At 60.4% G+C, this 12,048-nt stretch carries 12 protein-coding genes; 9 read left to right on the forward strand and 3 right to left on the reverse strand.

Features of this window, described 5'->3' with window-relative positions:
- Entirely contained in the window at positions 1 to 615 is a 615-nt protein-coding gene (locus tag AC1D2Q_RS20690; protein ID WP_477814384.1) for a GNAT family N-acetyltransferase, read from the forward strand.
- On the opposite strand, the gene AC1D2Q_RS20695 is transcribed toward AC1D2Q_RS20690, so the two are convergent.
- Both AC1D2Q_RS20695 and AC1D2Q_RS20700 read right to left on the reverse strand, forming a co-directional pair.
- Complete coding sequence (locus tag AC1D2Q_RS20695) at positions 581 to 1,474, reverse strand: LysR substrate-binding domain-containing protein (RefSeq protein ID WP_305412518.1); 894 nt, start codon at positions 1,472 to 1,474, stop codon at positions 581 to 583. The genes AC1D2Q_RS20690 and AC1D2Q_RS20695 overlap by 35 nt on opposite strands.
- Before the next feature lie 88 nt (positions 1,475 to 1,562).
- Entirely contained in the window at positions 1,563 to 1,799 is a 237-nt protein-coding gene (locus AC1D2Q_RS20700) for a hypothetical protein (protein WP_305412519.1), read from the reverse strand.
- A gap of 184 nt (positions 1,800 to 1,983) precedes the next feature.
- On the opposite strand from AC1D2Q_RS20700, the gene AC1D2Q_RS20705 reads away from it, so the two are divergent.
- Together AC1D2Q_RS20705 and AC1D2Q_RS20710 are read left to right on the forward strand one after the other, a co-directional pair.
- Complete coding sequence (locus AC1D2Q_RS20705) at positions 1,984 to 2,544, forward strand: NADPH-dependent FMN reductase (RefSeq protein ID WP_018929616.1); 561 nt, start codon at positions 1,984 to 1,986, stop codon at positions 2,542 to 2,544.
- A gap of 144 nt (positions 2,545 to 2,688) precedes the next feature.
- Positions 2,689 to 3,972: an arsenic transporter gene (locus AC1D2Q_RS20710; RefSeq protein ID WP_477814385.1), complete on the forward strand. Its 1,284-nt coding sequence runs from the start codon at positions 2,689 to 2,691 to the stop codon at positions 3,970 to 3,972.
- 22 nt (positions 3,973 to 3,994) lie between these two features.
- On the opposite strand, the gene AC1D2Q_RS20715 is transcribed toward AC1D2Q_RS20710, so the two are convergent.
- Positions 3,995 to 4,945, reverse strand: coding sequence for a DUF1853 family protein (locus AC1D2Q_RS20715; protein ID WP_477814386.1), 951 nt, complete (start codon positions 4,943 to 4,945; stop codon positions 3,995 to 3,997).
- A 123-nt stretch (positions 4,946 to 5,068) separates the two neighbouring features.
- Here AC1D2Q_RS20715 and AC1D2Q_RS20720 point away from each other — a divergent pair, with 123 nt between their 5' ends.
- From AC1D2Q_RS20720 to pepN, 6 genes are read left to right on the forward strand one after another with little or no spacing between them, the layout of a single operon-like run.
- Positions 5,069 to 5,959: an NAD(+) kinase gene (locus tag AC1D2Q_RS20720; RefSeq protein WP_007906781.1), complete on the forward strand. Its 891-nt coding sequence runs from the start codon at positions 5,069 to 5,071 to the stop codon at positions 5,957 to 5,959.
- Positions 5,956 to 6,930 (forward strand): metallophosphoesterase, encoded by a 975-nt coding sequence (locus AC1D2Q_RS20725; protein WP_477814401.1) that lies wholly within the window; start codon positions 5,956 to 5,958, stop codon positions 6,928 to 6,930. Before AC1D2Q_RS20720 ends, AC1D2Q_RS20725 begins: the two co-directional genes overlap by 4 nt.
- Entirely contained in the window at positions 6,927 to 7,796 is an 870-nt protein-coding gene (locus AC1D2Q_RS20730; protein ID WP_019579319.1) for a rhomboid family intramembrane serine protease, read from the forward strand. The genes AC1D2Q_RS20725 and AC1D2Q_RS20730 overlap by 4 nt, the downstream gene beginning before the upstream one ends.
- Positions 7,797 to 7,827: 31 nt before the next feature.
- Positions 7,828 to 8,088, forward strand: a complete 261-nt coding sequence (locus tag AC1D2Q_RS20735) for a YeaC family protein (RefSeq protein ID WP_007937782.1) — start codon at positions 7,828 to 7,830, stop codon at positions 8,086 to 8,088.
- Entirely contained in the window at positions 8,085 to 8,915 is an 831-nt protein-coding gene (locus AC1D2Q_RS20740) for a DUF2797 domain-containing protein (RefSeq protein ID WP_018929611.1), read from the forward strand. Before AC1D2Q_RS20735 ends, AC1D2Q_RS20740 begins: the two co-directional genes overlap by 4 nt.
- Before the next feature lie 10 nt (positions 8,916 to 8,925).
- Positions 8,926 to 11,583, forward strand: coding sequence for an aminopeptidase N (gene pepN / locus AC1D2Q_RS20745; RefSeq protein WP_477814387.1), 2,658 nt, complete (start codon positions 8,926 to 8,928; stop codon positions 11,581 to 11,583).
- Positions 11,584 to 12,048 lie beyond the last annotated feature (465 nt).

Below are 12,048 nucleotides of genomic sequence, written 5' to 3' on the forward strand. Positions count from 1 at the left end.
ATGCAACCCGTCATGAATCCCAAATACCCAGGCCTCTCGGTACGTGTTGCCGATGAGGGTTTTGCGGCTTATATCTGGGGCAGTGATTTCAGTTTTGAAGTTGCCGCCTATGGTGCAGCAGCAATCGATAAGCCGGTGGCGCAATGGCCGGTGACGCCGATCACCCCGTATCGCAAGTGCTACGGCATCGATCCTGAAGAGTTCAGCAGCTTTCGCGATGCCGCCGACAGTGCGATTTTCATGGCCTATCTGGATGACGAGCCGGTGGGCCACCTGGTGGTCAGCACCAACTGGAACGGTTTCGCCCATATCGATGAATTGGCGGTGCATGCACCGGCGCGTCGCCATGGCGTGGCCAAGGCATTGCTGGACGTAGCGCAGTTCTGGAGCCGCAAGAAAAAGCTGCCGGGCATCATGCTGGAAACCCAGAACAATAATCTTGGGGCCTGCCGGCTGTATGAGCGCTGTGGCTACGTGGTTGGCGGGATCGATTATCTGCGCTATCGCGGGATCGACCCGAACACTGCCGAAGTCGCATTGTTCTGGTATCGATTGTTCGACAATCCGCTGGAAAAACCGATCAGCTCGCCAGCATCGCCACGGCTTGTTCCGTGATGATGTCCAGCAGCGTCTGAACCGCCGGAGAGGGCTCGGCGTTTTTCAGGCGCAAGGCGTAGACGCTGATAGGTACCGCAGGCGCCAGCGGGCAGGCATCGAGCCCGGCCGATTTGGCGCCGAGGGCGGTAAACGGATCGACGATCGCCAGGCCTTCACCGGCCTCGACCATGCTGCGCATCATTTGATGCGTCTGCACCCGGGTCTGGATGACTGGGGCAGGGCGCAGCGCATGCAGCTTGTTGTCCAGCGCCGGGCTGAGCGGGTCGTGACCTTCCAGGCCAACCATTGACTGGCCGGCCAGGTCTTGCAGCGAGATGTACTTCTGTTTCGGTTGCAGCCAGCCATGGGGTGCCAATAGCTGGAGCTTGCCCTGGGCGATGACCTGGCAATCGATATCGGCATGGTCCGGGTCGTGCAGGCTCAGGCCCAGATCGCTTTCGCGCAGCAGCAGGCTTCTGACAATCTCGCGGGTCGGTTGGCTCAGGAGGGTGCAAGGTGCATCGGGGAGGCGTCGGCGCAGCGCCGCGATGCTCTGCGGCAACAGCTGTTGCGCCAGCGGCGGGGTGCAGATGATTCGCAGGGGCGGGGCCAGATATTGCTTGAGGCTGCTGGCCAGTCGCTGGACCGGCTCAAGCGCTTCATAGACGTGGGCGATCTCGACCTGTAACTCCCGCGCCTCGCGCGTGGCTTGCAGACGGCCACGCACGCTGGCAAACAGCATGAAACCCAACTGATCCTCGGCATCGCGCAGCGTGCGTTCAACCTCGGTCACGGGCAACTGCAACCATTCGGCGGCGGTGCCCAGGTGACCGGTCTGCAGGAGCGCCTGGATCACTTCGATATGACGTAAACGCATGCGTGAAGTCCATGTTCAGCAGGTGAGGGAGTCAGTCACTGAATCCTAACTCAAGTGCGCGCATATGACTTCTGCTCATAACAGCGGGTTATGAGGCTACGTACGTTTCAGGTTCGCGAGTGAGGGTGACGCCTGATTGCACCAGCACAAATTCGTTGTCGTCGAGTTTGTTGAGCCGGTCGCCAATGGCCAGCTTATAGGTGGTGACTGGCGCAGAGCCGGCGAGGCCGTCGTGCGACGGGGTGGATTCCTGGAACTCATGCACGGAATAAACACGGCCTTCCGCGTCTCTTGCATGGAACTGACCGACGAGTACTGCTGCCATCTGCTTAGAACCTCTGGAGATAAATCACTCAATTTGCGGTTCTGTAGACCGTGGTTGGGCGAGGTAAGTTTTCCTACAGGAAAAAAATAGTCAGGGGCGGCGATTTTCCGTCGCCCGCTGGTTGAATCGTCATTTGATCATCTATAACTAGAAGCTCTTTCCATCGAACAGTCGAGTATCTTCCATGAGCAACGTCTACGAGATCGCCGTTCTGGTCGGCAGCCTGAGAAAAGCATCGATCAACCGCAAGGTCGCGCTGGCGCTGGCCGAGCTGGCGCCTGCCAATCTGAAGCTGACGATCGTCGAAATCGGCGATTTGCCGCTGTACAACGAAGACATCGATGGCGATTCACCGCCGGCAGCCTACAGCACTTTCCGACAACAAGTGCGCTCATCCGACGCGGTGCTGTTCGTGACCCCGGAATACAACCGTTCGGTGCCGGCGCCGTTGAAGAATGCGATTGACGTCGGTTCGCGTCCCTATGGCCAGAGTGTCTGGGACGGCAAGCCGGGTGCGGTGATCAGCGCTTCACCGGGCGCCGTCGGCGGGTTTGGCGCCAATCACAACGTGCGCCAGTCCATGGTGTTTCTCAATGTGCCGTGCATGCAACAGCCGGAAGCTTATCTGGGCGGCGCCGGTTCAGCGTTCGACGAGGCGGGCAAGTTGTCGGAGTCGCTCAAGCCGTTCCTGCAGAAATTCATCAATGCGTATGCGCAGTGGGTCGAGCAGCACAAAAAGCCATGACCACTTCCTTTTAGCTTGTAGCAGCTGCCTCGCAGGCTCGGCAGTTGCTACATCAGGCATTTCATCCCACCTTCACTTTACGGTCTATTCAAACCTCCCTATATTCCGCGCTTCGTTTTTCCGTCGGGCTGGAACCGGGTTTATATGCTCATCGCATCGTTGATTTTTTTGCTGACCATCACCCTGGTGATCTGGCAACCCAAAGGCCTGGGCGTCGGCTGGAGTGCGGTATTTGGCGCGGGGCTGGCACTGCTGTCCGGGGTGGTGCACCTGAGCGATATTCCGCTGGTATGGCAGATCATCTGGAATGCCACCGGCACCTTCGTTGCGCTGATTGTCATCAGCCTGCTGCTGGATGAGGCGGGGTTCTTTGCCTGGGCCGCGTTGCATGTGGCCCGTTGGGGGCGGGGCAGCGGGCGCAAGCTCTTTGCTTATATGGTGCTGCTCGGCGCACTGGTGTCGGCGTTGTTCGCCAATGACGGCGCGGCGCTGATTCTTACGCCGATCGTGATTTCCATGCTGCTGGCGTTGCGTTTTTCCCCGGCGGCGACCCTGGCGTTCGTGATGGGCGCCGGTTTCATCGCCGACACCGCGAGCCTGCCGCTGGTGGTGTCGAACCTGGTGAACATTGTTTCGGCGGACTTCTTCAAGATCAGTTTCAACCGCTACGCCGCGGTGATGATTCCGGTCAATCTGGTAAGCGTGGCGGCGACCCTGGCGATGTTGATGGTGTTTTTCCGTCGCGACATCCCCGGTGATTACCATCCCGAGCAATTGGCAGACCCGGCCACCGCGATTCACGACACCGCAACGTTTTATGCCGGTTGGGTGGTGTTGGTGATTCTGCTGCTCGGCTGCTTTGCCCTTGAGCCGTTGGGCATTCCGATCAGCGCAATTTCCGCAGTGTGCGCTGCATTGCTGCTGGCCATTGCCGCCCGTGGCCACAAGATTTCCACGCGCAAGGTGATGAAAGAAGCGCCGTGGCAGATCGTGATTTTTTCCTTAGGGATGTACCTGGTGGTGTATGGCCTGCGTAACGCCGGGCTCACCGGGTATCTGGCCGGTTGGCTGGATGGCTTTGCCGGTTACGGCGTATGGGGCGCGGCCATGGGCACCGGGGTGCTGACGGCGTTGCTGTCATCGGTGATGAACAATCTGCCGACCGTGCTGATCGGCTTGCTCTCGATCGATGCCAGTCAGGCGGCCGGCGTGGCGAAAGAGGCGATGATCTACGCCAACGTCATCGGCAGCGACCTGGGGCCGAAAATCACCCCGATCGGCAGTCTGGCGACCTTGCTGTGGCTGCATGTGCTGCAGCGCAAGAATATCCGGATTGGCTGGGGTTATTACTTCAAGGTCGGGGTTGTGCTGACGGTGCCGGTGTTGTTGGTGACGTTGGCGGCCTTGGCATTGCGGTTATCCATCTAGACCGGGCGGGCACTGCAAGTGCTCAACCACTGCCCGGCACATTCGGCCAAAGATCGGACACCAGAAAGAGCCGCTCGGCCTCTTCCCAATCCCCTTTGGCATTCTCTGTCAGCCGCACCATCAATTGCGCCGGTGCCAGCGGGTCCAGATCACTCAGCCACGCCTTCAGCTGTTCAGCGCTCCAGGTCTGCTCCTCGGGATAGTGCGCTGGCGCCAGCCAGGCATGGCGGGGCAGGGGTTGCCAGCGACCGAATGGACGCTGCACGACAAAATCCGCCCAATCCTTCTGGTGCAGCCAGCTACCGCGTAAATGCTGAGGGTGTGCGCCACTCGGTGGTTCGGCCTGCCCCGGCCACGGATAGAGCAGGTAACCGCCCAGCCATAGATGTGCGCTGAACTGCTGGATATCCAGCGACGCCAGCACCTCACGGCTCTCCGCCCGCGCGGAAATCGGCAATTGATGCCGGCTCAGGTGTTCCAGTTTGCGGTCCAGCCGATCATGGCAACCCGGTCCGAGCCACTGCGCGGTGTCATGGCCATCACCGTTCTGCGGGCCGAGGTAGAGCTTGATCGCCAGTTCCAGGTGATGCACGCCATCGCGATCGCGCAGCAGCATGTCCAACTCACCGAGGGTATGGCCTTCGCGACGGATCGGCATGTTGGCGGCGATCAGCTCGATCCCCGGCGCGTGCCGCACGGCGTACTGCCACAGCCGTTCGTAGTACAAACCCAGGCGCCGGGTCCTGGCCTGGGCCAGCCAGTGCAGCAAATCGTAACTGTCACGATCCAGATGCCTGAGCCAGTGTTCCAGGCGCTCCGGCGCCTGCACCCAATCGCTGCCGGCCAGTGGATGACGCTGCGGCCACGGGGTGGCGTCGAGCATCGGCGGTGCGAGGATGACCCAGGCCAGGTCGCGCACTTCAGGGTGGCGCAACTGGTGAGGTAACTGGAGCAAGTCTGGAAATAGGATCATCTTGCGAGCATAGCCCGAAACGCGAGCACACCGTTGCGGCTGAAAGGGTTTTGTCTACGCCGCGCTTTCGCCCATAATCGTGTTTTTCGCCGTCGCAGGCCGCCGCGTCCCAATAGGAGCCCCATGGAGCAATTTCGTAATATCGGCATCATCGGTCGCCTGGGCAGTTCTCAGGTGCTGGATACCGTCCGCCGACTGAAACGGTTTCTGCTCGATCGTCATCTGCACGTGATCCTCGAAGACACCATTGCCGAAGTCCTGCCGGGCCATGGCCTGCAAACTTCGTCGCGCAAGATGCTCGGTGAAGTCTGTGACATGGTGATTGTGGTCGGCGGTGACGGCAGCCTGCTGGGCGCTGCCCGGGCGCTGGCCCGGCACAACATTCCGGTGCTCGGCATCAACCGTGGCAGCCTGGGATTCCTCACCGATATTCGCCCCGATGAGCTGGAAGTCAAAGTCGCCGAAGTGCTCGACGGCCACTATCTGGTGGAAAACCGCTTCCTGTTGCAAGCCGAAGTCCGGCGCCACGCCGAGGCCATCGGCCAGGGCGATGCGCTGAACGACGTGGTGCTGCACCCCGGTAAATCGACGCGGATGATCGAGTTCGAACTGTACATCGACGGCCAGTTCGTCTGCAGCCAGAAGGCCGACGGCCTGATCGTTGCCACGCCGACCGGTTCGACCGCTTACGCGCTGTCTGCGGGCGGCCCGATCATGCATCCCAAGCTCGACGCTATTGTGATTGTGCCGATGTACCCCCATACCTTGTCGGGTAGGCCGATTGTGGTCGATGGCAACAGTGAGCTGAAAATCGTCGTGTCCAAAGATATGCAGATYTATCCGCAAGTCTCCTGTGATGGGCAGAACCACTTCACCTGCGCGCCCGGTGACACCATCACCATCAGCAAGAAAGCGCAGAAGCTGCGGCTGATTCACCCACTCGACCACAACTACTACGAAGTCTGCCGGACCAAGCTCGGCTGGGGCAGCAAGTTGGGTGGTGGAGGCGACTGATGCTCGATCCCGCGCGTAGCTACGACCTGATCGGTGACGTGCACGGTTGCGCTCTGACCCTTGAGCACTTGCTCGACCGGCTCGGTTACCACAAACAGGCAGGTGTCTGGCGGCATCCGTCGCGCATGGCGGTGTTCCTCGGCGACATCATCGACCGCGGCCCGCGGATTCGCGAGGCGCTGCACATCGTCCACGACATGGTCCAGGCCGGCCAGGCGCTGTGCATCATGGGCAATCATGAATTCAACGCCCTCGGCTGGAGCACGCCGGCGCTGCCGGGCAGCGGCAAACAGTTCGTGCGCGAGCACACCCCGCGCCACGCCCGCCTGCTTCAGGAAACCCTGACCCAGTTCGAAGATCATCCCCAGGATTGGCACGACTTCCTGCAATGGTTCTACAAGCTGCCATTGTTCGTCGATGCCGAGCGTTTCCGCGTGGTGCATGCCTGCTGGGACGCCGGCCTGATCGAGCCGTTGCGCGGGTTGTTCCCCGACGGTTGCATCGACGAGCATTTCCTCCAGGCCTCCGCAGTGCCCGGCAGTTTTGCCTGCACCGTGTTCGATCGTCTGCTGCGCGGCACCGACATGCGCTTGCCCCACGGCTTGACCATGACCAGCGGCGACGGCCTGACCCGTTCCTTCTTCCGCACCAAATTCTGGGAAGACGACCCGCAAACCTACGGAGACATCGTGTTCCAGCCCGACGCCTTGCCCGAGCCGGTGGCCCGCACGCCGCTGTCGTCCAGCGAAAAAGACAACTTGCTGCGCTACGGCATCGATGAGCCGATGCTGTTCGTCGGCCACTACTGGCGCAGCGGCAAACCGGCGCCGATCCGCCCGAACCTGGCGTGCCTGGATTACAGCGCGGTGCTCTACGGCAAACTGGTCGCTTATCGTCTGGATCAGGAAACCCGTCTCGACCCGCATAAATTTGTCTGGGTCGATGTCGAGCGGCCGGAGGTGTTGCAATGACGGCGGTGGCGGTATTGCGTCTACCACTGGCGGTAGATTTGAGCGGGTTCGTCAAACTGCTGCAGCGCATGCAAGTGCCCCATCGGGTCAGCGAAGAGGCGGGCGAGCAGGTGCTGTGGGTACCGGCCAGCATCAGCGAAGACGTGCGCTCGTTGTACGAACGCTTTCCGGCCGGCGACCCCGATCAGCAACTGGATATCCCGGTGGCGCCGACCCTGCAGCGTCCGGGTTTTGTCGAGCAGTTGCGCCACAGCAAGGCCACGGCGTTCGTGCTGTTGCTGAGCCTGATCGTCGGCGTGGTGACGCTGCTGGGCGAAAACCTCGAGACGATGCGCTGGCTGACCTTCCTCGATTTCCGCGTGGTCGGCGAATACATCCATTTCACGCCACTGGCCGACAGCCTGGCGGCGGGGCAGTGGTGGCGTCTGGTGACGCCGATGCTGATCCACTTCGGCATCCTGCACCTGGCCATGAACGGCATGTGGTACTGGGAACTGGGGCGGCGCATCGAGTCGCGTCAGGGCAGCATCAACCTGATCGGCCTGACGTTGCTGTTCAGCCTGGTGTCCAACTATGCCCAGTTTCTTTTCAGCGGCCCGACCCTGTTTGGCGGGTTGTCCGGGGTGCTGTACGGCCTGCTCGGGCATTGCTGGATCTTCCAGCTGTTGTCGCCGAACCCGGCTTATCGCCTGCCTCGTGGGGTGTTGGTGATGATGCTGGTGTGGCTGCTGTTGTGCCTGTCGGGGCTGGTCTCGATGATCGGCTTCGGCGAGATTGCCAACGCGGCCCACGTTGGCGGGTTACTCATCGGATGCTTCACCGGTTTGTTGGGCGGTTTGTACAACCGCCGTAAACTGGCCGTCTAAACAGTTATGAATGAAGAGCGCGGAGCCCTTGATGTCCTCTTTTAACGAAATGATCAAAAACATCACCCCGGATATCTACCAGAGCCTGAAACTGGCGGTGGAAATCGGCAAATGGTCCGACGGTGGCAAGCTCACCGCCGAGCAGCGTGAACTGTCCCTGCAAGCGATGATCGCCTGGGAAATCCAGAACCTGCCCGAGGAACAGCGCACCGGTTACATGGGCCCGCAGGAGTGCGCGTCGAAGTCGATCGAAGTGCCGAATATTCTGTTCAAGTCGGATGCCATCCATTGATCGAGATTGGCCGCGGTGCAATCAGCAAAATGTCGGCGCGCCTTGACGGGCCGAACGTGCAGTACGCTTTTCGTCTGGGCGACGCCGAGGTACCGGTCAATCCATTGATCGGCACCACGGTGCGCCTGGAATACCTGGGGGCGATCCACTGCACCCATTGCGGACGCAAGACCAAAACCAGTTTCAGCCAGGGTTACTGCTACCCGTGCATGACCAAGCTGGCCCAGTGCGACATCTGCATCATGAGCCCGGAGCGTTGCCACTACGACGCCGGCACTTGCCGGGAGCCTGAGTGGGGCGAGAAGTTCTGCATGACCGACCATGTGGTTTACCTGGCCAATTCGTCGGGGATCAAGGTCGGCATTACCCGCGCTACCCAGTTGCCGACCCGTTGGCTCGATCAGGGTGCCAGCCAGGCCTTGCCGATCGTGCGTGTCTCTACCCGTCAGCAGTCGGGCTTCGTCGAAGACCTGTTCCGCAGCCAGGTCGCCGACAAGACCAACTGGCGTGCTTTACTCAAGGGCGATGCGGTGTCGGTGGATCTGGCGCAGGTTCGCGATCAGCTGTTTGAAAGCTGCGCCGAAGGTTTGCACAGTTTGCAGGAACGATTCGGCCTACAAGCAATCCAGACGATTACCGATGTCGAACCTCTGGAAATCCGCTATCCGGTCGAGCAGTACCCGGCCAAAATCGTCAGCTTCAACCTGGACAAGAACCCGATTGCCGAAGGCACGCTGCTGGGAATCAAGGGCCAGTACCTGATTTTCGACACCGGCGTGATCAATATTCGTAAATACACGGCCTACCAGCTCGCCGTGCATCAGTAAGGACTCCAGTATGCGCACCGAACAACCGAAGATGATTTACCTGAAGGACTATCAGGCGCCCGAGTACCTGATCGACGAGACGCACCTGACCTTCGAGTTGTTCGAGGACCACAGTCTGGTCCATGCGCAACTGGTGATGCGCCGCAACCCTGAACGTGGCCCGGGCCTGCCGCCGCTGGTGCTCGATGGCCAGCAACTCGAGCTGCTGTCGGTGACCCTGGCCGACCAGGAGCTGAGCGCCGCCGACTACCAACTGACTGAGAACCATCTGACCCTGCACCCGACCGCAACCAGTTTTACGGTCGATACCAGCGTCCGGATCCACCCGGAAACCAACACCGCCCTGGAAGGCCTGTGCAAATCCGGCACCATGTTCTGCACTCAGTGCGAGGCCGAAGGTTTCCGCAAGATCACCTATTACCTCGACCGCCCGGACGTGATGAGTGCATTCACCACCACGGTGGTCGCCGAGCAGCACAGCTATCCGGTGCTGCTGTCCAACGGCAACCCGATTGCCTCGGGTCCTGGCGAAGACGGCCGGCACTGGGCGACCTGGGAAGACCCGTTCAAGAAGCCTGCCTACCTGTTCGCGCTGGTGGCCGGTGACTTGTGGTGTGTCGAAGACACCTTCACCACCATGACCGAGCGCGCCGTGGCGCTGCGCATTTACGTCGAGCCGGAAAACATCGACAAGTGCCAGCACGCGATGAACAGCCTGAAGAAGTCCATGCGTTGGGACGAAGAAGTCTACGGTCGCGAGTACGACCTGGACATCTTCATGATCGTCGCGGTCAACGACTTCAACATGGGCGCCATGGAAAACAAAGGCCTCAACATCTTCAACTCCAGCGCCGTGCTGGCCCGCGCCGAAACCGCTACCGACGCTGCGCACCAGCGGGTCGAGGCGATTGTCGCTCACGAATACTTCCACAACTGGTCGGGCAACCGCGTCACCTGCCGTGACTGGTTCCAGCTGTCGCTGAAAGAAGGCTTCACCGTGTTCCGCGATTCGGAATTCTCGGCCGACATGAACTCGGCCACGGTCAAGCGCATCCAGGACGTGGCGTACCTGCGCACCCACCAGTTCGCCGAAGACGCCGGCCCCATGGCCCACGCCGTGCGCCCGGACAGCTTCATCGAGATTTCCAACTTCTACACCCTGACCGTGTACGAAAAGGGCTCGGAAGTGGTCGGCATGATCCACACCTTGCTCGGGGCCGACGGTTTCCGCAAAGGCAGCGACCTCTACTTCGAACGCCATGACGGCCAGGCCGTGACCTGCGATGACTTCATCAAGGCCATGGAAGATGCCAATGGCGTCGACCTGACCCAGTTCAAACGCTGGTACAGCCAGGCCGGCACACCGCGCCTGGCGGTGAGCGAGTCCTATGACGCCACGGCGAAAACCTACAGCCTGACCTTCCGCCAGAGCTGCCCGGAAACCCCGGACAAGGTGGAAAAACTGCCGTTCGTGATTCCGGTGGAACTGGGGCTGCTTGATTCGAAAGGCGCGGCGATTGCATTGCGTCTGTCCGGTGAAGCCAGTGCTCAAGGCACTTCGCGGGTTATCTCGGTGGCTGAAGCCGAGCAGACCTTCACCTTCGTCGACATCGCTGAAAAACCCCTGCCTTCGTTGCTGCGCGGCTTCTCGGCGCCAGTGAAACTGAGCTTCCCGTATGACCGTGATCAACTGATGTTCCTGATGCAGCATGACAGCGACGGTTTCAACCGTTGGGATGCCGGCCAGCAGTTGTCGGTGCAGGTGCTGCAAGAGCTGATCGCCCAGCAGCAGAAGGGCGAGGCGCTGGTGCTGGATCAGCGTTTGATTGCAGCCCTGCGTACCGTGCTGTCCGACGAGACGCTGGATCAGGCGATGGTCGCTGAAATGCTCTCGCTGCCGAGCGAGGCGTACCTGACCGAAATCAGCGAAGTGGCTGATGTGGAAGCGATCCACACCGCTCGCGAATTTGCGCGCAAGCAACTGGCGGACACTTTGTTCGAAGCGCTATGGCAGCGTTATCAGGCCAATCGCGATCTGTCGAAGAAGACTCCGTATGTGGCCGAGGCCGAGCACTTCGCCCGCCGTGCACTGCAGAACATTGCGTTGTCCTACCTGATGCTCAGCGACAAGCCAGAAGTATTGGCCGCGACCCTTGAGCAGTTCGACGCGTGCGACAACATGACCGAGCGCCTGACCGCGTTGGCCGTGTTGGTGAATTCGCCGTTTGAAGAACAGAAAGCCAAGGCTTTGGCTAGCTTCGCCGAACACTTCAAGGACAATCCGCTGGTCATGGATCAGTGGTTCAGCGTTCAGGCTGGCAGTGTATTGCCAGGCGGCCTGGCGCGGGTCAAAGCCTTGATGCAACACCCGGCGTTCAACATCAAGAACCCGAACAAGGTGCGTGCACTGGTCGGCGCGTTTGCCGGGCAGAACCTGATCAACTTCCACGCGGCGGATGGTTCCGGGTATCGGTTCCTGGCGGATCTGGTGATTGAGCTCAACGGCTTCAATCCGCAGATTGCTTCTCGCCAACTGGCGCCGCTGACCCGCTGGCGTAAGTACGACAGCGCCCGTCAGGCGTTGATGAAGGGCGAACTGGAGCGGATTCTCGCTTCGGGGCAGCTGTCCAGTGACGTGTACGAAGTGGTCAGCAAAAGCCTGGCCTGATCTGGTTGCCTGCTCTCTCAAGTGTTCACTCGGACCTTGTGGGGGCGGGCTTGCTCGCGATGGCGGCCTGATAGCCGACCTGTAGTTTGCTGACCAAGTACATATCCATTTCTGCGGTAACGGCTACTTATGGTTTCGCCCTTACGGCGACTCCCTTTTTTACAAGCGCCTAAAAAAGGAAGCAAAAAACGCTCGCCCCAAGCGTCCGGCCCCTCGCTGAGGCTCGGCGTTCCTTCGCTCCGGTATCCATCTGGGGGCATCGCCCTACGGTCTGCTTCGCTACGACCTACATGCGATGGGTTCGACTGCGTCGAACGGCGCTGCGCGCCAATCCCCAGATGAACACCTGCGCTCAGCCTCCCGAAGGGGCGGGTAGATCAAGATCCAAAGCCAAAGCCAAAGCAAAGCAAAGCAAAGCAAATGCAAGATCAAAAGATCGCAGCCTCGCTTCGCTCGACATCTCCT

The organism is Pseudomonas sp. P1_A1, from assembly GCF_056406935.1.